Source organism: Mycobacterium sp. IDUB_5, assembly GCF_055419565.1.
On record NZ_JBVAXX010000001.1, the window covers coordinates 598,030 to 621,887 of the forward strand.

At 68.2% G+C, this 23,858-nt stretch carries 25 protein-coding genes; 15 read left to right on the plus strand and 10 right to left on the minus strand.

Annotated elements, in window-relative coordinates; translation table 11 throughout:
• Window positions 1-12: 12 nt before the first annotated feature.
• Genes ACZY1G_RS02910 through ACZY1G_RS02920 form a run of 3 tightly spaced genes read left to right on the plus strand, consistent with a single transcriptional unit; the run spans window position 13 to window position 2,045 of the window.
• The gene (locus ACZY1G_RS02910) at window positions 13-426 is read left to right on the plus strand and encodes a rhodanese-like domain-containing protein (RefSeq protein ID WP_463813530.1); all 414 of its coding nucleotides are present in this window, start codon (window positions 13-15) and stop codon (window positions 424-426) included.
• Window positions 423-1,640 carry an O-succinylhomoserine sulfhydrylase gene (locus tag ACZY1G_RS02915; RefSeq protein ID WP_463813531.1) on the plus strand — a complete coding sequence of 406 codons (1,218 nt, stop codon included), beginning with the start codon at window positions 423-425 and terminating at the stop codon, window positions 1,638-1,640. Before ACZY1G_RS02910 ends, ACZY1G_RS02915 begins: the two co-directional genes overlap by 4 nt.
• Window positions 1,641-2,045 carry a hypothetical protein gene (locus ACZY1G_RS02920; protein ID WP_463813532.1) on the plus strand — a complete coding sequence of 135 codons (405 nt, stop codon included), beginning with the start codon at window positions 1,641-1,643 and terminating at the stop codon, window positions 2,043-2,045.
• Here the strand turns inward: ACZY1G_RS02920 and ACZY1G_RS02925 are convergent.
• Window positions 2,009-2,881, minus strand: coding sequence for an alpha/beta fold hydrolase (locus ACZY1G_RS02925; protein WP_463813533.1), 873 nt, complete (start codon window positions 2,879-2,881; stop codon window positions 2,009-2,011). The two genes, ACZY1G_RS02920 and ACZY1G_RS02925, sit on opposite strands and share 37 nt — an antisense overlap.
• Window positions 2,882-2,942: 61 nt before the next feature.
• On the opposite strand from ACZY1G_RS02925, the gene ACZY1G_RS02930 reads away from it, so the two are divergent.
• Window positions 2,943-3,554 carry a TetR/AcrR family transcriptional regulator gene (locus tag ACZY1G_RS02930; protein WP_463813534.1) on the plus strand — a complete coding sequence of 204 codons (612 nt, stop codon included), beginning with the start codon at window positions 2,943-2,945 and terminating at the stop codon, window positions 3,552-3,554.
• Here ACZY1G_RS02930 and ACZY1G_RS02935 read toward each other — a convergent pair.
• The 3 genes from ACZY1G_RS02935 to ACZY1G_RS02945 form a co-directional block, all read right to left on the minus strand.
• Window positions 3,551-4,417 (minus strand): SDR family oxidoreductase, encoded by an 867-nt coding sequence (locus tag ACZY1G_RS02935; protein ID WP_463813535.1) that lies wholly within the window; start codon window positions 4,415-4,417, stop codon window positions 3,551-3,553. The genes ACZY1G_RS02930 and ACZY1G_RS02935 overlap by 4 nt on opposite strands.
• 59 nt (window positions 4,418-4,476) lie before the next feature.
• Entirely contained in the window at window positions 4,477-4,683 is a 207-nt protein-coding gene (locus tag ACZY1G_RS02940) for a hypothetical protein (RefSeq protein WP_463813536.1), read from the minus strand.
• Window positions 4,684-4,900: 217 nt separating this feature from the next.
• Window positions 4,901-5,578, minus strand: a complete 678-nt coding sequence (locus ACZY1G_RS02945; RefSeq protein WP_463814823.1) for a DUF899 domain-containing protein — start codon at window positions 5,576-5,578, stop codon at window positions 4,901-4,903.
• A gap of 76 nt (window positions 5,579-5,654) precedes the next feature.
• Here ACZY1G_RS02945 and ACZY1G_RS02950 point away from each other — a divergent pair, with 76 nt between their 5' ends.
• The 7 genes from ACZY1G_RS02950 to ACZY1G_RS02980 are packed head-to-tail and all read left to right on the plus strand — an operon-like array spanning window position 5,655 to window position 10,805.
• Entirely contained in the window at window positions 5,655-5,981 is a 327-nt protein-coding gene (locus ACZY1G_RS02950; protein ID WP_463813537.1) for an ArsR/SmtB family transcription factor, read from the plus strand.
• A complete protein-coding gene (locus ACZY1G_RS02955; protein ID WP_463813538.1) occupies window positions 5,978-6,442 on the plus strand; it encodes an SRPBCC family protein in 465 nt (154 codons plus the stop codon). Before ACZY1G_RS02950 ends, ACZY1G_RS02955 begins: the two co-directional genes overlap by 4 nt.
• A 51-nt stretch (window positions 6,443-6,493) precedes the next feature.
• Complete coding sequence (locus ACZY1G_RS02960; protein WP_463821557.1) at window positions 6,494-6,988, plus strand: GNAT family N-acetyltransferase; 495 nt, start codon at window positions 6,494-6,496, stop codon at window positions 6,986-6,988.
• Window positions 6,985-8,076, plus strand: coding sequence for an LLM class flavin-dependent oxidoreductase (locus tag ACZY1G_RS02965; protein WP_463813540.1), 1,092 nt, complete (start codon window positions 6,985-6,987; stop codon window positions 8,074-8,076). Before ACZY1G_RS02960 ends, ACZY1G_RS02965 begins: the two co-directional genes overlap by 4 nt.
• Window positions 8,073-9,182 carry an LLM class flavin-dependent oxidoreductase gene (locus ACZY1G_RS02970; RefSeq protein WP_463821558.1) on the plus strand — a complete coding sequence of 370 codons (1,110 nt, stop codon included), beginning with the start codon at window positions 8,073-8,075 and terminating at the stop codon, window positions 9,180-9,182. The genes ACZY1G_RS02965 and ACZY1G_RS02970 overlap by 4 nt, the downstream gene beginning before the upstream one ends.
• A complete protein-coding gene (locus ACZY1G_RS02975) occupies window positions 9,179-10,504 on the plus strand; it encodes an NtaA/DmoA family FMN-dependent monooxygenase (RefSeq protein WP_463821559.1) in 1,326 nt (441 codons plus the stop codon). The genes ACZY1G_RS02970 and ACZY1G_RS02975 overlap by 4 nt, the downstream gene beginning before the upstream one ends.
• Before the next feature lie 10 nt (window positions 10,505-10,514).
• Window positions 10,515-10,805: a hypothetical protein gene (locus ACZY1G_RS02980; protein WP_463813543.1), complete on the plus strand. Its 291-nt coding sequence runs from the start codon at window positions 10,515-10,517 to the stop codon at window positions 10,803-10,805.
• Here the strand turns inward: ACZY1G_RS02980 and ACZY1G_RS02985 are convergent.
• The gene (locus ACZY1G_RS02985) at window positions 10,787-11,548 is read right to left on the minus strand and encodes an MBL fold metallo-hydrolase (protein WP_463821560.1); all 762 of its coding nucleotides are present in this window, start codon (window positions 11,546-11,548) and stop codon (window positions 10,787-10,789) included. The two genes, ACZY1G_RS02980 and ACZY1G_RS02985, sit on opposite strands and share 19 nt — an antisense overlap.
• A 23-nt stretch (window positions 11,549-11,571) precedes the next feature.
• Here ACZY1G_RS02985 and fgd point away from each other — a divergent pair, with 23 nt between their 5' ends.
• Both fgd and ACZY1G_RS02995 read left to right on the plus strand, forming a co-directional pair.
• Window positions 11,572-12,582, plus strand: coding sequence for a glucose-6-phosphate dehydrogenase (coenzyme-F420) (gene fgd / locus ACZY1G_RS02990; RefSeq protein WP_463813545.1), 1,011 nt, complete (start codon window positions 11,572-11,574; stop codon window positions 12,580-12,582).
• Window positions 12,579-13,544: an endonuclease/exonuclease/phosphatase family protein gene (locus ACZY1G_RS02995; protein WP_463821561.1), complete on the plus strand. Its 966-nt coding sequence runs from the start codon at window positions 12,579-12,581 to the stop codon at window positions 13,542-13,544. The genes fgd and ACZY1G_RS02995 overlap by 4 nt, the downstream gene beginning before the upstream one ends.
• Here ACZY1G_RS02995 and ACZY1G_RS03000 read toward each other — a convergent pair.
• From ACZY1G_RS03000 to ACZY1G_RS03015, 4 genes are read right to left on the minus strand one after another with little or no spacing between them, the layout of a single operon-like run.
• Window positions 13,490-15,259 carry a hypothetical protein gene (locus ACZY1G_RS03000; protein WP_463821562.1) on the minus strand — a complete coding sequence of 590 codons (1,770 nt, stop codon included), beginning with the start codon at window positions 15,257-15,259 and terminating at the stop codon, window positions 13,490-13,492. The genes ACZY1G_RS02995 and ACZY1G_RS03000 overlap by 55 nt on opposite strands.
• Window positions 15,166-17,112: a hypothetical protein gene (locus ACZY1G_RS03005; protein WP_463821563.1), complete on the minus strand. Its 1,947-nt coding sequence runs from the start codon at window positions 17,110-17,112 to the stop codon at window positions 15,166-15,168. Before ACZY1G_RS03005 ends, ACZY1G_RS03000 begins: the two co-directional genes overlap by 94 nt.
• Entirely contained in the window at window positions 17,109-18,518 is a 1,410-nt protein-coding gene (locus ACZY1G_RS03010; RefSeq protein WP_463821564.1) for a glycosyltransferase family 2 protein, read from the minus strand. Before ACZY1G_RS03010 ends, ACZY1G_RS03005 begins: the two co-directional genes overlap by 4 nt.
• Window positions 18,511-19,941, minus strand: coding sequence for a hypothetical protein (locus ACZY1G_RS03015; RefSeq protein WP_463813550.1), 1,431 nt, complete (start codon window positions 19,939-19,941; stop codon window positions 18,511-18,513). The genes ACZY1G_RS03010 and ACZY1G_RS03015 overlap by 8 nt, the downstream gene beginning before the upstream one ends.
• 216 nt (window positions 19,942-20,157) lie before the next feature.
• Here ACZY1G_RS03015 and pta point away from each other — a divergent pair, with 216 nt between their 5' ends.
• Window positions 20,158-22,242 (plus strand): phosphate acetyltransferase, encoded by a 2,085-nt coding sequence (pta, locus tag ACZY1G_RS03020; protein WP_463813551.1) that lies wholly within the window; start codon window positions 20,158-20,160, stop codon window positions 22,240-22,242.
• Entirely contained in the window at window positions 22,239-23,399 is a 1,161-nt protein-coding gene (locus ACZY1G_RS03025) for an acetate kinase (protein WP_463821565.1), read from the plus strand. The genes pta and ACZY1G_RS03025 overlap by 4 nt, the downstream gene beginning before the upstream one ends.
• Here the strand turns inward: ACZY1G_RS03025 and ACZY1G_RS03030 are convergent.
• The gene (locus ACZY1G_RS03030; RefSeq protein ID WP_463813553.1) at window positions 23,319-23,750 is read right to left on the minus strand and encodes an STAS domain-containing protein; all 432 of its coding nucleotides are present in this window, start codon (window positions 23,748-23,750) and stop codon (window positions 23,319-23,321) included. The two genes, ACZY1G_RS03025 and ACZY1G_RS03030, sit on opposite strands and share 81 nt — an antisense overlap.
• Between the last annotated feature and the right edge of the window lie 108 nt (window positions 23,751-23,858).

Genomic DNA, 23,858 nt, shown 5'->3' on the forward strand with positions numbered 1-23,858 from the left:
ACACTCTCGACCGTGAGTTATGCCGGAGACATTTCGCCGGAGGAGGCCTGGAAGCTCCTGAGCGAGAACCCCGATGCCGTGCTGGTCGATTGCCGCACCGATGCCGAATGGCGCTTCGTGGGGGTACCGGATCTGTCGCCGCTGGAGCGCGACACCGTGTTCATCGAGTGGAATCGCACCGACGGCTCACGCAACGACGGCTTCGTCGACGATCTGTTGGCCGCCGGCGTCACCCCGGGTGAGCGGCCGGTGGTTTTCCTGTGCCGATCCGGCAACCGTTCGATCGGCGCCGCCGAGGCCGCCACCGAGGCGGGCATCGGGCCGTCGTACAACGTCCTGGACGGCTTCGAGGGCAATCTGGACGAGCACGGTCATCGCGGTGGCACCGGCTGGAAGGCCGTGGGTCTGCCGTGGAGGCAGTCATGACCGAGTCGGCAGGCAAGTCGGTGCGCACCCCCGCCGAGCTGCCCGACGGCGTCAGCCAGGCCACTGTCGGCGTGCGCGGTGGTCTGCTGCGGTCCGGGTTCGAGGAGACCGCCGAGGCGCTGTACCTGACGTCGGGCTACGTGTACGAGACGGCGGCCGACGCGGAGAAGGCGTTCACCGGCGAGATCGATCGCTACGTGTACTCGCGCTACGGCAACCCGACGATCTCGATGTTCGAGGAGCGGCTGCGGCTGCTCGAGGGTGCGCCGGCCTGTTTCGCGACGGCCACCGGTATGTCGGCGGTGTTCACCGCGTTGGGCGCGCTCCTGGGTGCCGGCGATCGTCTGGTGGCCGCCCGCAGCCTGTTCGGCTCGTGCTTCGTGGTCTGCAGCGAGATCCTGCCCCGATGGGGTGTGGAGACGGTCTTCGTCGACGGCGACGACTTGTCGCAGTGGGAGGAGGCACTGTCGGTTCCCACGCAGGCGGTGTTCTTCGAGACCCCGTCGAACCCGATGCAGTCGCTGGTCGACATCGCCGCGGTGTGCGACCTCGCCCATGCCGCGGGTGCGAAAGTAGTGCTGGACAACGTCTTTGCCACCCCGATCCTGCAGCAGGGCTTCCCGCTGGGTGTCGACGTGGTGATCTACTCCGGCACCAAGCACATCGACGGGCAGGGCCGCGTTCTCGGCGGCGCGATCCTGGGCAGCAAGGACTACATCGACGGCCCGGTGCAGAAGCTGATGCGTCACACGGGACCGGCGTTGAGCCCGTTCAACGCGTGGACGCTGCTCAAGGGTCTGGAGACGCTGGCTTTACGTGTGCAGCACCAGAATTCGTCGGCTCATCGAATCGCCGAGTTCCTGGAGTCTCATCCGTCGGTGAGCTGGGTCAAGTACCCCCTGCTGGAGTCGCACCCGCAATACGACCTCGCCAAGCGGCAGATGACCGGTGGCGGAACCGTCGTCACCTTCGAACTCGCCGGCGGCACGAAGGAGCGCGCGTTCGAGGTGCTCGACAAGCTGCGGATCGTCGACATCTCCAACAACCTCGGCGATTCCAAGTCACTGATCACGCACCCGGCGACCACTACGCACCGCGCGATGGGGCCTGAGGGCCGTGCGGCAATCGGCTTGGGCGACGGCGTCGTTCGCATCTCGATCGGCCTCGAAGGCACAGAGGATCTGATCGCCGATCTCGACCAGGCGCTGGCCTAGGTGTCACGCCGCTCCGACAAGAAGAAGGCCCGCCGCAAGAAGCGCCAGGCAGTGCGCGAGGAGGGCTGGATCCCGTCGCGCGTGCTCGAGCAGCTCGACATCGCTTCTGATCTCGAGGCTTTCGATACGCAGTTGACCGAGCGCGGCTGGGAGTTCTCCGAAGACGTCGACGACGAGACCGGCGCGGCCTGGTACTGGGTGCCCTCGGAGGCCGACGTGCCCGACGAGGGCGAGGTCGTCAACGTGACGGTCGCGCTGCTGACCCCCGAGGACGACGGCGAGATCGTGCACGTGGTGTTCGTCGGGACTGCCGACGACTACCAGTTCGGTGTCGAGGAGTTCTTCGCCCACCTCGACGCCATCGAGGCCTACCGACTCGGCGATCCGATACCGGAATTCGCCTGACGGGCGATCGCCGCGGTGACCGCCGCGGGGGCGTCCAGCGGCACGAACGTCGTCGCGCCCGGGACGTCTATCACCGTCGAGTTCGGGAACAAGGCCGCCAGCCGGCGCCCCAGATCCGGGGTGAAGCACCGGTCGTCGGTGCCCCACACCACGGTCACGGGTTTGGTGAATCGGTGCAGGCGCGGTGCAACCGCGGTCAGGTCGGTGCGCCCGATCCCGCGGGCGAGCGCGGCGAAGTCACCGGCGATGCGTCGGTCGGTGCGGGCCGGGGTGAGCCACGACGCCGTCAGTGCAGGATCGAGCTTCTTGGCCAACAGACCGAAACCCAGCGGGGAGTGTCGCAGCGCCGTGATGCCCATGGGTGCCATCAGCGCGCTGACGGTTGCTCGGGTTCGCATCGCGGCGAACACCGCGTTGAACGGAAACGGTGGAAACTTCTCGAACGCATCGCAATTGGTGAGGACGAGCCGGCCGATCCGGTCGGGGTGCGCGTCGATCAGGAACTGGCAGATGCCGCCGCCGGTGTCGTTGCCGACGAGGATCACGTCGTGCAGATCGAGCTCGGCGAGGAACTGGTGCACCATCTCGGCGACGCCCTCGGGCGTCAGAGCTGCGCGATCGCGCACCGGGACGCGGTGTGCGCCCAGCGGGAGATCTGGCTGGAGGCAACGGATTCCGCGTGCGGCGAGGTCGGCGGCCACGGAGTCCCACAGCCGTGAGTCGACGAGTGCGCCGTGCACGAACACCACCGGCGGGGAGGTCGAGTCCGCCGGGCCCGACTCGCGGAACTCGATGGTGGTCGACGGCAGTTCAATGGAAGACGTGACGGTGGGCATGCCGGTTATCCTTTTCGTCGACACTTACGAACACTGAGTACGAAAGTTACGTGCAGACTGTATGGAAGTCAACCCCCGGCCCCGCCGCACTCAAGCCGAGCGCACCGCGGCGACCCGCGCGAAGCTGGTCGCGGCAGCGCGAGAGCTGTTCGCGGTCAACGGTTTTGCCGATGTGTCGACGCAGGAGATCGTCGCGGCGGCGGGTGTGACGCGCGGCGCGCTCTATCACCAGTTCGACGACAAGACGGAGCTCTTCGCGGCGGTCTACGAGGATGTGGAAGCCGAGCTCGTCAGTCGGATCGCCACTCGGATCGCCGAGGCTGAGCCTGCGGATCACCTCGCGGCGATGCGCACGGGGGCGCGGCTGTTCCTGGATGTGTGCTCAGCGCCCGATGTGCAGCGGATCGTGCTGATCGATGCGCCTGCGGTACTCGGCTGGCAGCGCTGGCGCGAGGTGGGGATGCGATACGGGCTCGGCGTGGTCGAGGCGATGTTGGCGCAGGCAATGGCCGACGGTGTGATCCCCGAGCAGCCGGTGCGGCCGACCGCTCATGTGCTGCTGGGTGCGCTCGACGAGGCGGCGCTGTTCATCGCCCGGGCAGCGGATCAGGCCGCAGCGAAGACCGACATGTACTCGGTCTGCGATCGCCTGATCGACGGTATCGCAGGCTAGCCCTTGTTGTCGGCACCTTCGACCACGCCCAGAGCGGACTGCGCGCGCTGCTCGTAGCCGGCCCGCTTGGTGGTGTCGAACTCCAGGAAGACGTTGTCCAGACCGAGCTTTCGGTTCATCCAGCGACGTCCGCGGGGTCCGAGCATCTGTGCGGCCTGTGCGGTGAACCGTAGGAACGGAGGCACCGATACATGCGTCTTCGGCTTGTTCAGTGTCTTGACGATGGCCGCGGCAATATCCTCAGGCTCAACGGGTTTGGTGCCGGGCGTCTCTTTGGTGCCGGAGATCAGCTCGGTGTTGGTGAACGGCGGCATCACCACCGACACGTGCACACCGTGCGGTGCGACCTCGTCGGCCAGGGCGGCGGAGAGTCCGACCACGCCGAACTTGGCGCCTACGTAGACCACCTGGCCGGGCACGGGGATGACGCCCGACAGGGACGCGATGTTGATGATGTGGCCGCGGCGGCGCGCGATCATGTCGGGCAGGGCCAGCTGACAGCCGGCGATCACGCCATAGAGGTTGACCTCGATCGACGAGCGGATCGACTGCTCGGACTGCTCGAGGAACGGCCCGATCGGCATGACACCCGCGTTGTTGATCAACACGTCGATGTGGCCGCCGCCGTCCGTGCGGGCCTTGTCCAGGAACGTCGCGAACGATTCGCGATCGGTGACGTCGAGCGGGTAGCCCGACGCCGGGCCGAGATTGGAGAGCTTGGCGACCGACGACTCCTGAAGGGCCACGTCACGATCACCAATGACGACTCGTGCGCCGCGCTTGAGCAGCGCTTCGGCGGTGGCGTAGCCGATGCCCCGCGCGGCACCGGTGATGGCGATCGTTCGTCCGCGGATGTTGTCCATGCGGCCGAACTTTACACGTGTCAATTTTGGCGGGGAAGCGGGTGGCGTCGGGAGGTGGGCTATGCGCGGCGGCGGATGGCGCGTCGCACGATGTCGGCGTCGGGGTTGCTGCCGTTGTCGAACTCCTTGCGCCGTGCCTCGTCGACATTGCGTTGGATGAACAGATCGAACGCCATGACTGGGTCGCGGGCCTCCCGTAGTGCCGTGTACTCGATGTCGACGTCGGGGTCGTCGCGCTCGGCCAGCCAGGTGTAGTACTCGGACATGCTTCGAAACGACCTCATCGCCGCCGTCCCTTGCCTCGATCAGGATCGCCCACTCCATCGGAACGCGGTCGATCGAAAAAGGGGTCAGCTTCGCCGTGAGGCTCGTTTCTCGGCGGCGGGCGGGGCGGCCGAGAGCAACCTGACCTGGCTGCGGTGTCAACGCCTCGAAGTTTAGCCGACGCGACACGTCAGGGTGGCGAAACTTTTCGATCGGCGCCTATCCGTAGAGGCCATGGTGCCGCCACCACACATATGGCGGCGTTTGCTGTAACCCCGCCGGCGCGTCCTCCCACGTCTCCTGCCGCCCCAGTGCGGTGATGTCGAGGAGGCTCCACGTGTTGACGAACGCCTCGTCTCCGCGGTTGTTGACGAAGTACGTCCGGAAGACCTCGTCGGTGTCCGGGTGTCGAATGAACGCGTTCGTGCCATGCCACTCGTCGACGTCGAAGTCGACGTCGAAGAAGCCGTCTTCGCCGTCGACCATGGTGAACCACGGCATGGTCCACCCCATTCGCTTCTTGATCCGCGTGATGTCGGACTGCGGCCCGCGTGACACGTACACCAGCGTGGTGTCGCGGGCGTGCAGGTGCGACAGATCAGGGATGTGGTCAGCCATCAGCGAACATCCCACGCACCCGCGTTCGGGCCACCCGCTGACACCGGGATCCATGAACGCCCGGTACACGATCAACTGGCGTCGGCCCGCGAACAGGTCCCGCAGAGTGACTACACCCTCGGCACCCTCGAATCGATACTCCTTGGGCACCAGGGTCCACGGCATCCGCCGACGCATCGCCGCCAGCTCGTCGCGCGCGCGGGTGAATTCCTTCTCCCGAATCAGCATCTCCGCCAACGTCTTCTGCCACTCGACCGCCGATACCGTCCGAGGCTCCATCGTCACGCCGCCCTCCAAACATTCAACAGTTATGTTGAACGTCAGCACACCACCAGTCGCCGCTATAGTCAACACAATGGTTGAAGATCTTCTCGATCGCGCCTACGCCGCGCTCGCGGATCCGACGCGACGGCGGCTCCTCGAAGCCCTCAGGGACGGCGACGCCCGTATCACCGACCTGGCCGAACCGCTCCCGATGAGCTTCGCCGGGGTGTCCCGGCACGTCGCCGTCCTCGAATCGGCCGGCCTTATCCGCCGCGAGGTCCGCGGCCGCGAACACTGGGTGTCGCTGCACCCGGACGGACTCTCGCCGGCCCGGCAATGGATCGACGAGCAGACCGACTTCTGGGCTGCCCGCGCCGACAAGCTCTCCGAGCGGCTCCGCAAGAAGACCAAGCGATGAGCCAACCGACCGTGCGCGTCCGCCGCGTGATGCCCGCAGTCCCCGACGACGTCTTCGACGAATGGCTCGATCCAGAAGCCCTGATGGACTGGATGTGCCCACGGCCGACCCGCTGCGTCGCCGTCACCGTCGAACCCCACGTCGGCGGGCGCGTGCGCTTCGACATCGACGACTCGGGCCGCTCGATCCTGGTCACCGGCCAGTTCCTCGTCGTCGACCGACCGCGCCACGTGAGATTCACCTGGAGCCATTCGGGCTGGGCCGACCCGACGGCCACCAGCATCGTCGACGTCACCTTCGAACCCCACGGTGACCAGGACACCCTGATGTCGATCGAGCACACGCTGCTACCGACCGAGGCGGTCGACGACCACGACCACGGCTGGGCCGTCACCGCCGACCAGTTGCAGACCCGTCTCGGTTGTCGCCGAACAGGGAGGAATTTCACTCACCCTGAGTAAATGGGCCGGCCCGGAAATGCACCACGCACAGATGCGTTAGACAGGAAGGTGATGCCCGTGTCTAGCGTCGGTGAGTTGCAGTTCGTCGCTGTCCGCCAGGACGATCCACTCGCCACCCCGCTGATCGACGAGCTCGCCGTCGAATACGCCGATCGGTACGGCGGGCTGCGCGACAAGGTGCACGCGTGGCTTCGCGGCTACCCGGCGGCTGAATTCGAGCCCCCCAGCGGCGAACTCCTGATCGGTCTGCTCGATGAGCAGCCGGTGACCGGAGGAGCCTTCCGGCAATTCGACGCGACCACCGCTGAGCTCAAACGCATCTGGACAGACAGTCGTCATCGCCGGCGCGGCTATGCCAAAGCCATCGTGATCCGACTCGAAGAGGAGATCGCCGCCCGCGGCTACACCCGCGTCTACCTCACCACCGGTGACCGCCAACCCGAAGCGGAGGCGCTCTACACCTCCCTGGGTTACACCCGCCTCAGCGAGCCCCTGCAGGCAGAGGGGGAGGTCTACCCCGTCGCGTTCCTGAAGGTACTGCCGTGACATCCGACATTCACCTGGGTGTGGCGCTGGACGGGTACGGTTGGCATCCCGAAGCGTGGCGCTACGGTCCTGAGCCACTGCCGATCACCGATGGCCGGTATTGGACCGACGTCGTCGCGACCGCCGAACGAGGACTTCTCGACTTCGTGACGTTCGACGATGCGCTGACCCCGCAACGTCGCCGCAAAGCCACCATCGAGCCGCGCTGGCTCGCCGGTCGGCCCGACGCCGTCCTCATCGCGGCCCGGGTGGCCCCGACCACCCGACACATCGGCCTGATCCCGGTCGCGACGACCACCCACACCGAGCCGTTTCATGTGTCCAAAGCCATTGCCACACTGGACTTCATCTCCCACGGTCGGGCAGGCTGGCAGCCGCGGGTCAGCGCGACCCGGCACGAGGCGGAACTCGTCGGCCGCCGCGATCCCGACGCGCTGGGGGACCTGTTCGGTGAAGCCCGGGACGCCGTGGACGTGGTGCGCCGGCTCTGGGACAGCTGGGAGGACGACGCGGTGATCCGCGATGTCGCCAGCGGCCGCTTCGTCGACCGCGACAAGCTGCACTACATCGACTTCGCCGGAACGCATTTCAGCGTGAAAGGACCGTCGATCACCCCGCGGCCCCCGCAGGGTCAACCCGTCGTGGCGGCGCTCGCACACAATCTGCAGGCCTACACGTTCGCCGCAGCGAGTGCGGACCTCGTGTTCGTGACACCTGCTGATCCCGAGTCCCTGACGGGAATCGTCGACGAGCTCGCCTCTGCGGGCGGTGCACATCTCAAGGTCTGGGTCGATCTGTACGTCAGCTTCGACGCGGTGGTGGACGACCGCAGTGACGCTGCCGTGTTCGACGGCAGCCCGGCACGTCTCGCCGACGACATCGCAGTCTGGCACGCCGCCGGCGCCGACGGAGTCCGACTGAGGCCCGCGGTCACCGCCACCGACCTGCCGGTCCTCGTCGACCAGGTGGTTCCACTTCTACAGCAGCGCAATGTATTCCGGACAGAGCACCGAGATGGCGAGACGCTGCGTTCGCGCCTGGGGCTAGGTGCTCCGGTGAACCGATACGTATCGGTGGGTACGCGATGACCATCCCGCTGTCTGTCCTCGACCTCTCGCCGATTCCCGCCGGTGCCGACGCCGCGACTGCGCTGCGCAATTCCGTCGACCTGGCGCGACACGCGCAGCGCTGGGGGTACCGACGCTTCTGGGTGGCCGAACACCATTTCGCCGCAGTGGCCGGCTCCGCACCGGCGGTGCTCATCGGCCAGATCGCCGCGGCGACAACAGACATCCGCGTCGGGGCGGCCGCCGTGCAGCTGGGGCAGACCACCGCGGTCGCCGTCGTCGAGACCTTCGGGATGCTCGACGCGTTCTATCCGGGACGCATCGATCTCGGCGTGGGACGTTCGGGTCAGCGCCGCCGAGAGGCGCTGGCCGGTTCCGCGCCGACGCAGCGGGCCGGGGTACGCGAGGCCGACGGTGTGGTGGTACCCGCCCCGTTCGACGTGGCGGCGCTGATGCGTAACCCACGTCTGCGGGCGCGGATGTCGGTGCTTCAGCAGCCGGGTGCCGTCGCCCCCGACTTCGGTGACCAGGTCGCCGACATCCTCGCGATGGTGCGAGGGCAGTACTGCGTCGACGGTGTCGAAGCGCACCCGGTGCCCGGTGAGGGGGCGGCGCTGACACCATGGATCTTCGGTAGCAGCGCCGGCGACAGCGCGAGAGTGGCTGCCGCGCTTGGCCTGCCGTTCGTCGCGAGCTACCACATCACCCCGGCCACCGCGCTCGACGCCGTCGCCGCTTATCGTGAGCGGTTCGTCGCGTCGGTCCACCTGAATGAGCCGTACGTGGTGGTGTCCGCGGACGTGGTGGTGGGCGACGACGACGACGCCGCAGCACGACTCGCCGCCAGCTACGGACACTGGGTGTACTCGATCCGGACCGGTGACGGCGCGATACCCTACCCCGATCCCGCCCACGTCGAACCCCTCACCGACGAGCAGTACGCACTGGTGCAGGACCGACTCGACACCCAGTTCGTCGGCAGTCCCGACACCGTGGCCGACAGGCTCACCGCTCTGCAGCGCGCGACCGGCGCCGACGAGCTCGTCGTCACGTCGATGACCCACCGGCACGCCGACCGGCTGCGCTCCCACGAGCTCCTCGCGCGAAGGTGGGGCATCTCATCGTGACCGACAAGCCCCGCAAGCAGATTCATCTCGGCGCCCACTTTCCCGGCGTCAACAACACCACGGTGTGGTCGGACCCGCAGTCGGGCAGCCAGGTCGAGTTCGACTCGTTCGTTCACCTGGCCCGCACCGCTGAGCGCGGACTGTTCGACTTCTTCTTTCTCGCCGAGGGTTTGCGATTACGCGAGCATCGAGGGCGTATCCACGATCTCGACGTCGTCGGACGGCCGGACACCCTGACGGTGCTCACTGCGCTTGCCGCCGTCACGGAGAGGCTCGGGCTGGCCGGAACCATCAACACCACCTTCAACGAACCCTTCGAGGTGGCACGGCAATTCGCGACCCTGGACCATCTCTCCGACGGCCGGGCAGCGTGGAACGTGGTGACGTCTTCGGACGCGTTCACCGGTGAGAACTTTCGTCGGGGCGGGTTCCTCGACCACGCCGATCGGTATCGGCGCGCGGAAGAGTTCCTCACGGTGGCGCGGCAGTTCTGGGACAGTTGGGCTGAGGACGCCGTTGTCGCCGACCGGGACCACGGCGTCTACGTCGACCCCACCCGAATCCGGACCGTGACGCACACGGGCCCGCAGTTCGACGTCCGGGGAGTAGCCACGTTACCGCCTGCGCCGCAACGCTATCCGGTGATCTTCCAGGCCGGTGACTCCGCGGACGGCAGAGCGTTCGGCGCGCGGCACGCCGACGCGCTGTTCACCCTGCACTCGCAGCTGGAGGCCGGCCGCGCCTACTATGCCGATGTCAAAGGCAAAGCGGCTGCCGCGGGCCGGGATCCGAACTCACTCAGGGTGTTTCCCGCCGCCACATTCGTACTGGGGGACACGCCCTCGGACGCGAGAGAACGCGCACGGCACATCCGACTCCAACAGGTGAGCGGCCCGACCGCCATCGCCATGCTCGAACAAGTGTGGCAGCGAGACCTGTCGGCCTACGACCCCGATGGACCGCTGCCCGACGTGGACCCCCTTGACGACCCCACGGTGTCGCAGGGCAGGGTGCGCCACGGCGACCCGAAGGCCGTCGCCGCCGCATGGCGCGAGCGCGCCGAGGCCGAGAACTTGAGCATCCGTGAGCTGGTCATCGCCGTCACCTCCCGCCAGCAGTTCGTCGGCACGCCCGCGCAGGTGGCCGATGAGATGGACCTGCACGTGCAGACCGACGCGTGTGACGGCTTCATCCTGGTGCCGCACCTCACGCCGCACGGGCTCGACGAATTCGTCGACCGGGTGGTTCCGCTCCTGCAGGAGCGGGGCAGCTTCCGCACCGGCTACGCCGGCAGCACCCTCCGGGATCATCTCGCGCTATAGGCTTGCCGATGTGTCGCAGGCGACCGTGGGCTGGTTGATGCTGGCCGCTGCTGCGCTGACGTTCGTCTTCGGCGGGCTCTCCCGAGTCTTCGTCGGGCGCCGTCGGCACACCGCGGGTGTCCAGCGGATGGTGCACGTGTTCCGCCGCACCGGCATCGCACGGGTGCTGTTCGGCCGCTTCGACGACAACGTGCTCAACGACGACGAACTCGACACCATGATCCTGATGCCCTCGATCGTCCTCGCCTGCGGCCTCACCCTGACCGCGATCTTCCTGCTGGGCTACGACACCCTGGTGTGAGCGGCGTGAGCCCTCCGGGCCGCCTCCGCCACCGGACCCCGCCACACCGGCCCGTGCCCTGGCAGCATCACCTCGGACTGCACTCCCGCCAACACGTCGAGGCTGCGCCGGCACGCATCCTCGTCGTGATTGAACAGCGACGGCAGCAGCTGCGGGCCGGGTCGAGGGGCCACCGGGTGATCGGTGACCAACGCGTCGCCGCTGACCAGCACGCCGTCCACGAGGTACGAGCAGTGCCCACCCGTGTGTCCGGGCGTCGCGATCACCTGCGGAGCGCCGGGTAGGCCGGCCGCCACCTCCTCGGTGAGCGGTTGCGCCGTCGGGATGCCCTCGTGGGTCAGGCCGCCGTTGCGAACGAGCGACACCGTCCACAGCAGGAACTTCGGCTGCCAAGCGCGGGTGAGAACATCGCGCGGCGACGCCTGCTCGAGGTACTCCCGTCGGACGTGCCGCACCTCGGCGCCGTGGCAGTACACCGGGGTGCCGTGCTCACGGGCGAGCCAGATCGCCGAGCCGAGGTGGTCGACATGCGCGTGCGTCAGCAGGATCGCCCGCACGTCGGACGGGCCGAAACCCAGGCCGGACAGGGACGCCAGGACGTCGTCGCGGTCACCGGGATAGCCCGCGTCGATCAGGATCACCCCGCCGCCCGATGAGGGGTCGCCGGCCACCAGCGTCCAGTTCACGAGATCGGTCTGTGCGAAGTGCACGCGGTCGGTGATGGCCGCGACAGCCAGGGTCATGTCGCGAGTGTAGAAACATATGTATGGCTGAACTGAAACTGGGCTACAAGGCGTCGGCGGAGCAGTTCGCGCCCCGCGAACTCGTCGAACTCGCGGTGCTGGCCGAGGAACACGGCATGGACAGCGCCACCGTCAGCGACCACTTTCAGCCGTGGCGCCACGAAGGCGGGCACGCCCCGTTCTCGCTGGCCTGGATGACTGCCGTCGGCGAGCGCACGAAGCGGATCGTGCTCGGCACGTCGGTGCTCACCCCGACGTTCCGCTACAACCCGGCCGTCATCGCACAGGCTTTCGCCACGATGGGCTGCCTGTACCCCGACCGCATCTTCCTGGGCGTCGGCACCGGCGAGGCGCTCAACGAGATCGCCACCGGCTACGAGGGGGAGTGGCCCGAGTTCAAGGAGCGCTACGCCCGGCTGCGTGAGTCGGTGCGGCTGATGCGGGAACTGTGGCTCGGCGACCGGGTGGACTTCGACGGCGAGTACTACAAGACCAAGGGCGCCTCCATCTACGACGTGCCCGAGGGCGGCATCCCGATCTACATCGCCGCCGGCGGACCGCAGGTGGCCAAGTACGCGGGCCGCGCCGGGGACGGTTTCATCTGCACCTCGGGCAAGGGCGAGGAGCTCTACAAGGACAAGCTGATCCCCGCGATGCGCGAAGGTGCGGAGGCCGCGGGCAAGAACCCCGACGACGTCGACCGCATGATCGAGATCAAGATCTCCTACGACACCGATCCCGAGGCGGCGCTGGAGAACACCCGCTTCTGGGCGCCGCTGTCGCTGACAGCGGAGCAGAAGCACTCGATCGACGATCCGATGGAGATGGAGAAGGCCGCCGACGAGCTGCCGATCGAGCAGGTCGCCAAGCGCTGGATCGTCGCCTCCGATCCCGACGAGGCCGTGGATAAGGTCAAGGACTACGTCGGGTGGGGCCTCAACCATCTGGTGTTCCACGCCCCCGGACACGACCAGAAGCGCTTCCTGGAGTTGTTCCAGCGCGATCTCGAACCGCGGTTGCGCCGCCTGGGATGATCCGCGTCCTCGCGGCGGTGCTCGGCCTGCTCGGCCTCGTCGTCGCCGCGGCCGGCATGGCCGCCCGCTATCTTCCGCTGTCCAACCAGCCGCTCCTGATCGTCGCCGCGGCGGCGCCCTACCTGCTGCTCGCGGCCCCGATCGCCGCCGTGCTGCTCCTGCTCGGTCGACGCTGGTTTCTGGTCATCCTGGCCGTCGCGCTGACCGCGGCCGCCGTGGTGGTGTACCTGCCCCGGTACCAGGCACCGGCGGCTCCTGCTCGGCACGACGTCGACGTCCGCGTGCTCACCACCAATCTGGCCATGGGACAGGCGGATCCGCAGGCGTTCGTCACCCTCGCGAGCGAACGGGCCGACATCGTCGCCGTGCAGGAGATGACGCCGCAGGCGGCCGCCGGGCTGTCCGGCGCGGGCATGGACGTCGCCTTCCCGTATCGGGTGATCGCGCCCGCCCAGCTGGCTTCCGGCATCGGGTTCTGGAGCCGCTACCCGATCGTGAATTCCGGTCGCATCGATGGGTACTCACTGCCGATGATCGGTAGCCGCGTCCGAATCCCGGGCGTGGTCGTCGATGCGACCGTGCTGTCGGTGCATCTGGCCGCGCCCTGGCCGCAGGACATCAGCCATTGGCGCGGCGACATCGCGCGCCTGCCGGACACGCTGGTCGAGACGGGCCGCGCCGCGGGAGCAGGCGCCGTGGTCGTCGCGGGTGACTTCAACGCGACCGCGGACATGGCGCCGTTTCGGGCGTTGCTCACCGGCGGGTACTCCAACGCCGTCGCCGGGGGTGGGTTGCTGCGCACGTACCCACAGAATCGTGTCGCGCCGGCACTTCTCGGCATCGACCACATCCTGACCAAGAACGCCGATGCGACGTCGGTGTCGACGGTGGACGTGGCGGGCACCGATCACCTGGGTTTGGTGGCCACCGTGAGCGTGCCGGTCGACATGACGTCGAGCTGAGTCGGCGACATGGCCGGTGACATGGCCGGCGACAATGGCCGGCCGGTGGTCCGGTACACCCGGAACATCTCGTCGGAGGTGGGGCCGTCGGTGGTGTAGCCGAGCGCGGCGATTCCGGCGCCGTCACCCCACAGCGACGGGTAGCGTCGGTTCAGTGCATCCGGCACGTTGCGTTCGGGATTGGTGGCGACGATGTAGCGAATCCCGAAGTCCCACGGGCGGTTCAGCGCGGCGGTGAAGTCGTAGTCGCTGGTGATCACGAACTGCTTCGGATGCTCCGAGGAGAGCCAGATGCCCCAGGTGAGGAACGTGTCCATCAGCACCGAGCCCTCCGGCAGATCCATGCTGTCGAACCACTGCGCCAGGCGTCGCTCGCTGAGCAGCCGGCGGCGGGCCGGATCTTCGCCCGGGGGATGGGCTTCGGGGTCGATCAGCGACGGGAAGCCGGCCTCGAGCTGCCCGTAGGCGATGTCCTGGTCGACGATCACCGGCGTGGTGATCGGGATGGCCACCACCACTGACGCCGCCACGAGCGCGGCAGCCACCGCCCGGACCGCGGTCTGCTTCTGCCAGCAGGCCAGGGCGACGCAGATCACCATCGGGATGGCCAGCAGGTAGAACCGGAACCATCCGAAAGTCAACGAATCATGTTGTGCCACTGCGGCGAACGTGAGGGTGGCACCGAACACGACGACCGGCACGAGCGGTGCGGCCCTCCTGCGGGCCACGGCGACCACCACGGCCACCGCGACGGCGATCCCGATCAGCGGCTGCATGCCGAAGAGGCGGGATGCGACGACCGACCACTGCGCCCCCGCGTCGGCCGTACCGCGGGCGAGCCGGCCTGCGACCTGGCTCGCGTTGCCGTATTGGGAGGACATCGTCGCGAAGAACTCGTCGTTGATGATCCAGCCCGTGATAGCCCACGCGAAAAACGCTGTCACGACGGGGAAGGCGACGATCACCACGTCGGCCGCGGTGGCCGACCACCGGATCTCTCGGTCGGATCGCCGCCACGTCATCACGGCGACCAGCGCCACCGCCGCCGCAGCGGCGGGGATGACCTCGTAGCGCGCGAGATAGCCCACCCCCAAAGCCATTCCGGCCCAGCCGAGATCGCCCACCCACCGACTCGTGCACCAGCGCATCAGGTAGCGCACGCACCACAGCAGGCAGAACATCTGCGCAGCCTCGCTCAACCCCGAGGCGCCGTAGATGACGATCATCGGATGCAGCGCGAAGCCGGCGGTGGCGACGCGCCGCCACAGCGTGGACACCTCGACGTCGAACGCGATCCGCCGGACCATCAGCGCCGCCCCGGACATGAACAGCGCGCTCTGGACCACCCCGGCGAGGCCGGCATGCTTCAGCACGGACAGTCCGGGCCACTGGCTCACCCACACCAGCGGCAGCTCCACCAGGCTGGGGAGGGGATTCCACACGAAGCCGATCGCCGACAGGTGTGGGTGCCGGGATTGCAGCGCGAAGCCGGCGTTGGCCACCCGGTTCGGGGCGTCCGGTTCGAAGATGTTGTAGCGCAACACCAGAACTGATCCGACGACGACGTAGAGGAGACAGAGCGTGCCGAACAGTGCGACGCCGGGCCACCGTCGCGACGGGTTCACGCGCGGCGGCGGCGGATCAGCACAGTCGCGGCGGCGGCCACGGCAGCGGTACCGACGGCGGCGATGCTCGCCCAGGCCCACCACTGCCATCCGACTCCCGGCGCGGGCTGATGGGGCATCGAGTCCCCTTCGTTGACCGACAGCGTCACCGTCTCACCGGCGATCCCGGTGGCCACGACGTCACCGGTGAGCGATCCCCACCGGTTCGGCAGTCCCCGCACATGATCGAGGGTCGCGTCGACCAGCGTCCAGTCACCCGTGCCGGTGACTGCGACCACCGAGCGACCGCGGTCGGTGAAGGCCTGGACCATGCCCAGCGGTGCGTGCAGATCAACCGACGTACTGGCGGCGGAGGTACCGGCGGCGCCGACGTCCACGGTGTCGGCGGCACCGGGCAGCAGCGGCGGATGCATCCCGGCGTCGGCCAGCTCGCGACCACCGCTGACCACGAGCGCGCTCGAGCCCGAGGACGCCGCGTCGGAGAGTTGAGTGACCCTGGGCCGCAGCGTGATCTGTGTCTGCTGGGCGATCAGGTTCAGCGCGGCCGCGGCATAGCGCAGATGCTGCGGGCTGTCGATCGCGACGTCGAAGTTCGGAGTGAACGCCATCGGCAGAGCGGGGAAGCCGCCGCGGTTGCCTGCGCCCGGTTTCACCGTCACCGTGGACTGTGGATCGATCGAGAACGTGACGCGATCGTTCAGCGGCGGGCAGTCCTGGCGGGGGATGTAGCGCAGCTCCATGGCGAGGCCGACGTTGCTGGTGATCGCCTCGGCGGGGATGTCGCCGGTGATGTCGAGGGTTCCTGAGCCGTCGAGGCTGTGGGTGGCGAGCACGGTGTCACCCGAGCGCACCAGCACCGATCCCTCCCCGCCGACGACCGGGGTGTAGTGGGCCTTGAGGTGTACCGCGGCGCCGTTGATCTCGCCGACGCCGAACGCGGCGACGTCGAAACCGGTGTAGAGCGTGGTGGTTCCCGCCACCGAGGTCTGCGCCGCGATGCCGAGCTGGCCGAATGTCTTCATGGTCGAGGACACGTCGGAGGCTTCCCGGTTCGAGACGAGCATCGCGGAGTTGCCCTGCGCCAGGCCGATCCGGCGGTCGGTGAACAGGCCGACCTGCGTGGTGAGCTGCTCGCCGGTGCCGGTGATCGCGAGGACGGCCGCCGGCGTGCCTGGGTTCTCGACCGTGATGCCGGGCCGGCCGCCGTCCCGGATGTCGATCACCCGGGTGGTGCCCGAGAGTGACTGCAGCGAGACGACACCGGGCTCCTCCCCGGTGGTCACGTCGATGCGGACCGGCATGGGCCGGTAGAGCCGGGTGAGCTTGGCGACCAGATCGAGCGCGGCCTGCTGGGCTGCGGGTGACGGCTCGCCGTCGACGCGGATCACCACGTGGTCGAGGTAGCCCGGGAGGAACCCAGCGACGCTGGTGGGATCCGGCGCGGGGCCGGAGAACGTGGTGGCCAGGCGGCTCAGCGTGACTGCGGGCGGTTGCGTGCACAGCGTCGCCGCGGGGCCGGAGTCGCGGACGACGAAACTCAGCTTCGCCCGCCCGTCGACCACCTGGGCGGCCGAGGTGTCGATCGTGAACGGAACGCTGACCGCGCCTGCAGGCAGCGGGATGACGCCGAGCACGACACCGCGGCCGTCGAGCACGTCGACGCGCCCGTCGGTGACGTTCACGATGGAACCCACTTCACCGGTGAGGACCGTCGGGCTGACCCCGGTCGGCACCGGAACCGATGTTTCCGCAGGCAGATTCGCGCCGACGATGTCCATCCGATCGGAGAGTCCGAGCTGCGCCCAGCCGATCGCCGGGGTCACCGACGGTCCGGCCACCGCTTCGACGTACGGGTCGGCAGCAGCGGGTGTCACCGCGGGGAGGACGGCGAGGCTGGCCGTCACTACCAGCGCCGTGGCGAGGCGGGCGAGAGAGAGCGTCATCGATCGGAACCTTCCAGGGGGGTGGAGTGGGGGTGGCTGAGTCCGTGGACCGTCTTCTCCCAGAACGACGGCCGAAAAATCAACTGGTAGATCGCTTTCAGTGCCGCGATGGACTGCAGCACCCAGTAGAGCGGGGTCAGCAGGGCGGCCCAGGCGAGGTGCGGTTTGCCGAGCGCCCGCGTGACGATCACACCGGAGTAGACCGACAGCGGGGAACCGATGAGGAACAGCGTCAGGCACACGTAGTAGGTGAGCGGCGGGAACAGCACCTCGATGAACGGCGGCCGGCCCAGCACCCAGACCAGCAGCGCGAACCAGAATGCGATGTTCACCGCACTCGTGATCGGAACGCCACCGGTCATGTTGATCAGGCGCAGGGTGGCTTTGGTGCCGATCGTGCGATGCAGTCCGACGGGATCGCGCAGGGCCACGAGCATCGTCTGCAGGTATCCCTTGTACCAGCGGGATCGCTGGCGAATCCAGTTGACGACGTCGGAGTTGGCCTCTTCCAACGTGATCGAATCCAGGATCAGCGTCCGGTAGCCGTGCCGGGCCAGCCGCACACCGAGATCGGCGTCCTCGGTGACGTTGAACTCGTCCCAGCCACCGATCTCCCGCCAGACCGAGGCGCGCATGTGGTTCGACGTGCCACCGAGGGGCACCACGCACCGCGCCTGCTCGACCGCGGGCAGCACCACGCCGAACCACTGATCGTATTCGAGGGAGAAGAACCGGGTGAGCAGGTTCTGTCGTTCGTTGAAGTAGCCCAGCCGTGCCTGCAGACATCCGATGTCGGCCGGCAGTTGCCGGAAAGCCACGGCGGCACGGCGCAATTGCAGTGGATCGGGAACGTCCTCGGCGTCGTAGATCGTCAGCAGTTCACCCCGCAGATCCGGCAGCGACATGCCGTAGTTGCAGGCCTTGGGCTTGGTCTTGGGTTGGCTGTGCGGCACGATCACCACGCGCACCGAGGTCAGGTCCGCGTCCAGAAGTGCTGTCTGCGTGGCGATGTCGTCTTCTTCGACCAGGAGCAGGATCTCGAGCCGCTCGACCGGGTAGTCCAGCTTGCCGACGCCGTTGATCAGGTTGGTCACGATCGAGGGCTCGTCGTAGACCGGCAGCAGGACGGTGTAGACGGGCAGCTCGTCGTCCGGGATCGCCAGCGCCTCGTCGGCGTCGATGCGGATCAGGGCGGAGGCGTGCAGGCCCTTCAGGAGAAGCAGGTTCCGGTCCAGGCTGGAGATCAAGTAGAGCAGGGCCACCAGCGCGGTGACCGCCGGCAGAATCAGATGCGGCCAGCAGAGGGTCGCGGCCACGACAGGCACGACCGCCAGGCCGGCGCGGGTCAGCGTGCGGGGGCCCAGCAGCGTGCGGGCCGAGAGATGAGCGGCCAGGCGTTCAGACATGCGCGGCCGCCGTCACCAGGGCCACCAGGTCCCGCGCCCGTGCGAGGACCAGTTCGTCGATCTGCCCGGTGTCGTCGGGCTGCTGACGCGCCAGCCACATCAGCGGGCGCACCGACGTGGCCGGCAGCGACAGGGGCGCGGGCGCCGGCGGCGGGACCGTGCCGGTCAGTGACTGGCTCACGATCACGGTGATCCGCTGGTACAGCGATCCGCTGGCCCATGTCCAGGTCACGGCGTACCAGGGCGCCTCTGCGCCGGTGGTGACGGCGTCGGCATTGCTGTGTAGGAGACGCGCGCCGGCGGGCAGGGAGTCCGCCGCGGGGCGGTAGTCCAGGGGCCGCGCCGACGGGTACCAGACCGCGTCGGCGACATCGCTCAGGGCACCGGCGTCGGGCGTGCTCATCACGTCGACGGCCGCGGCGGGCATCCCGTCGACCGGCAGGATCGAGTACCGCTGCAGCGTGCTGTCCGGGCCGAGGTAGCGCGTGATGAACGGGTAGCTGCGCGGCGTCCCCCAAGCCGTCCGCCCGACCCAGGCGGGGTCCACCGAGATGGTGGTGGCGGCCCGCGTCGGCGTGGCCGGCACGCTCAGCAGTGGCAGCGCCGCGGCCAGGAACGCCAGGATCGCCATGGCCGGCGCGGACCGCTTCGGCAGGGGAAACGACTGCGCGACAGGCGCGTTCGTTCTGCGAACGACCAGCATGGTCAGGACGGGCAGCACACCGGTGACCAGAATCGCGGCGATCAGCTCTCCGTGCGGTGCCACCCACGCGATCAGCAGGCCGATGCACAGGCAGGTCAGGGTCGCGACCGTGCGCACGCGTCGCGGTGCCCGCGGCGTCCCGAGCGCGACCGCTGCCGCACCGATCCCGGCAGAAACGACGACCGCCGCGCGGTCGCTGCCACCCAGTTCCGCGGTGACCAGCAGGAAGGGCAGCGGGGTGGTGACGGCCAGCGCGAACACCCAGACGGCCCACATCCGCACCACGTGACGGACTCCGAACAGCACAGTCAGCACACACGCGAACCAGATCACGCCACTGAGTGCGGGCAGGCGCCAGAGTGCGGCCAGCGTCGGTAGCCGATCGGAGAGGACGACGATCCCCGTGACGCCGGCGACGCCGAGGAGGACTGCGACGATCCAGTCCGACTCGGCGTCGCCGACGCCACAGGGCGGGGTCCGGTACCCGGCGGCGAGGACCGTCAGCAGGACCGGGACGGCCAGCAGGTACGTGCAGCGTGACCCGCCCGGCAGATCGCGGAGTATCGCCAGGTAGAGCGGTGTCCACCCCGCGGCTGCGAGTGCGGTGGCGGCGAGCATGCGGACCAGGTACGGGCTGAGCCCGGCGGTCTCGATGGCCCCCTTACGTGTGCCGGGCAGCGTGGTGAGCGCCGTCGTGCTCCGCAGGTCCAGAACGGACATGAGACCCCCAGTCGATGTTGCGCTGTCGAAAAAAATCCGGACCGTGCAATTTCAGCGATGCCATTGAGAAAGCTAATTAACGTCTCTGTCAGCGCGTTGTACGCAGTGAATCATGTTCAGCAAACTTCGACAACTTACCGTCGAGTAAATTCGATCCCTGCGGTTCCGTAATCCGTGTCGCTGGCCATCGCGCCTGGGATCGGGCAGGCTTTTGCTGTGCCTGACGCTTCTCGGACAGCAAGAGCGATCTACGTCGCCTCCCCCGAAGGGGACACCGGAAAATCGACCATCGCGCTGGGCATCCTGCACCGGCTCGCGGCGACCGTCGCCCGGGTCGGGGTCTTCCGGCCGATCACCCGAATCAGCGAGGGTCGCGACTACATCCTCGAGCTGCTGTTGACCCACACCACGGCCGGCCTGCCCTACGAGGAATGCGTCGGGGTGAGTTATCAGCAGCTGCACGACGATCCCGACGGCGCGCTCGCCGACATCGTGGACCGGTTCCACCACGTCGCTGACAGCTGCGACGCCGTGCTGATCGTCGGCAGCGACTACACCGATGTCGCCACTCCCAGCGAACTGTCGACCAACGCACGCATCGCCGCCAACCTCGGCGCCCCGGTCGTCCTCGCGATCAGAGGGCTCGGCAGGACGCCCGAACAGGTCGCCCAGGCCGCCGGGCTGTGCATCGACGAGATCGCCGCGCAGCACGCGCACACCGCGGCCGTCGTGGTCAACCGGTGCGACCCCGCACAGCTCGGCCAGGTCGCCGACGCACTCGCCGACCTGCAGCCACCGAGCTACGTGCTGCCCGAGGAGCCCCTGCTGGTGGCGCCCTCGGTGGCAGAACTGCAGACCGCCGTCGAGGGTTCGATGGTCAAGGGTGACCATGCGCTGCTGGTTCGCGAGGCAGAGGACGTCCTGGTGGCGGGCATGACCGCCGAGCACGTGCTGGAACGGCTGACCGAGGGTGTCGCGGTGATCACCCCCGGCGACCGCTCCGACGTGGTGCTGGCCGTGCTCAGTGCCCATGCGGCCGAAGGGTTTCCGTCGCTGTCCTGCGTCATCCTCAACGGCGGGCTGCCACTGCATCCGGCGATCGACGCGCTGGTCAGCGGACTGGGCCTGCGGGTGCCGATCCTGCAGACGCGGTTCGGCACTTTCGAGACCGCCAGCCGCGTCGCGGCGACCCGCGGCCGCGTGACCACCGAGTCGCCCCGCAAGGTCGACACGGCGCTCGCCCTGATGGACACCTACGTCGACACCGCGGACCTGCTGGCCCGCTTGACCATTCCGATCCCGTCGGTGGTCACCCCGCAGATGTTCACCCATCAGCTTCTCGACCAGGCCCGCAGTGACCGGCGGCGCATCGTGCTGCCGGAGGGGGACGACGACCGCATCCTGCAGGCCGCCGGACGGCTACTCAAGCGCAACGTCGCCGACCTCACCATCCTCGGCGACGAGCAGCAGGTGCGGGCGCGCGCGGCGGAGCTGGGGGTGGACCTGTCGGCCGCCGACATCCTCGATCCGCAGCGCAGCGAACTGTGCGACCGATTCGCCGAGCAGTACGCCGAGATGCGCAAGCACAAGGGTGTGACGGTCGAGCGGGCCCGCGAAACCATGCATGACGTCTCGTATTTCGGCACGATGCTGGTGCACAACGAGATGGTCGACGGCATGGTCTCCGGGGCCCGGCACACGACCGCGCACACAGTGCGTCCGGCGTTCGAGATCATCAAGACGCTGCCCGACACCTCGACGGTGTCGAGCATCTTCTTCATGTGTCTGGCCGACGAGGTGCTCGCCTACGGAGACTGCGCGATCGTGCCCGACCCCACCGACGAACAGCTCGCCGACATCGCGCTCTCCTCGGCCCGCACTGCCGCGCAGTTCGGTATCGAACCGCGCGTGGCGATGCTGTCCTATTCCACCGGTACCTCCGGCAGCGGTGCCGATGTCGAAAAAGTCAGGAAGGCAACCGAATTGGTCCGGACACGAGATCCTGAGCTGCTGGTGGAGGGACCGATCCAGTACGACGCTGCGGTCGAACCGTCGGTCGCGGCCACGAAGATGCCCGACTCGGCGGTCGCCGGGCGCGCGACCGTGCTGATCTTCCCCGACCTCAACACCGGCAACAACACCTACAAGGCTGTGCAACGCAGCGCCGGCGCGATCGCGATCGGCCCGGTGCTGCAGGGGCTGAACAAGCCCGTCAACGATCTGTCGCGCGGCGCACTGGTCGAAGACATCGTCAACACTGTCGCGATCACCGCCATCCAGGCGCAGGGCATGACCACATGACCGACACCGTTCTCGTCCTCAACTCGGGCTCGTCGTCGGTGAAATACTCCGTCGTGCAACCAGATTCCGGGATGACGGTGGCCGACGGGATCATCGAGCGCATCGGCGACGACGCGAAGGTACCCGATCACCGTGCCGCGCTCGACGTGGCGTTCGACGCGCTCGCCTCCGACGGCCACCACCTCGACGAGCTCGGTCTGGTGGCCGTGGGGCACCGCGTCGTGCACGGCGGCCCCGACCTGTACCGCCCCACCGTCATCGACGACAGCACGATCGATCGCCTGCAGCAGCTGTCGGCGCTTGCGCCGCTGCACAATCCGCCCGCACTGCTCGGCATCGAGGTCGCCCGCGCGGCCCTGCCCGACCTGCCCCACATCGCGGTGTTCGACACCGCGTTCTTCCACGACCTGCCGCCCGAGGCGGCCACCTACGCGATCGACGGCGAGGTGGCGCGGCAGTGGCACATCCGGCGCTACGGCTTCCACGGCACCTCGCACCAGTACGTCAGCGAGCAGGCCGCCTCCTACCTCGACGTCCCACTGTCGTCGCTGCGCCAGATCGTGCTGCACCTGGGCAACGGCGCCTCGGCGTCGGCGATCGTCGGCGGCCGGCCGGTCGAGACGTCGATGGGGCTGACGCCGATGGAGGGGCTCGTGATGGGCACCCGCTCGGGTGACATCGACGCCGGCATCGTGATGTACCTGTGGCGGGAGGCGGGGATGTCCGTCGAGGACATCGAGACCATGCTGAACCGCCGGTCGGGCGTGCGCGGCCTGGGCGGGGAGATCGACTTTCGCGAGCTGCACCGGCGGGTCGACGCCGGCGACGCGGCCGCACGGCTGGCCTACGACGTGTACATCCATCGCCTACGCAAGTACATCGGCGCCTACCTGGCAGTGCTGGGCTCCGCCGATGTCATCACGTTCACCGCAGGGGTGGGGGAGAACGACGCACTGGTGCGCCGCGACGCGCTCTCGGGCCTCACCGCGTTCGGGATCGAAGTGGACGAGCACCTCAATGAGAGCCCGTCGAGGGCGGCGCGACGGATCTCGGCGACGGGCGCGGCGACGACGGTGCTAGTGATCCCGACCGACGAGGAGCTTGCGATTGCTCGGGCGTGTGCGGATGTACTTGGCGGAGCCGGCGGCGACTGGTAGCTCGCGGTCCGGATCGCAGATCCGCAGCAGCCGCAGCACGTGCGAGCCCGCCAGCAGTGACCACCGCACACCCGCGCGGCTGCACAACACGTCGATGTGGGTCAGCGCGGCGAACCCAGAGGCGGCGAAGAACTCCACGGTCTGCAGATCGAGAATCAGCTTGCGCGACTGGCCGAGCCGCTTCTCGATGTAGTGAGCCAGCGCGGTGGCGTTGGCGGCGTCGATCTCGCCGTGGATGGTGACGAGCACGGTGTGCGGCGGCAGTTGGCAGGCCGAGAAGGTCGCGCGATGCTGTTCCTCGCGCAGCTCGAAGGACGTCGGGTCAGGACGGAACACGCGCTGTGTGCTCATCGCCGTGTGCTCATGGAGGTCTCCCTGGGCGAGGATGCCGGGATGGGGGGAAGCAGCCCTAGGTCTCAAAGCGTGGCGCCGACGATACTACGAATATCGTAGGTTGAC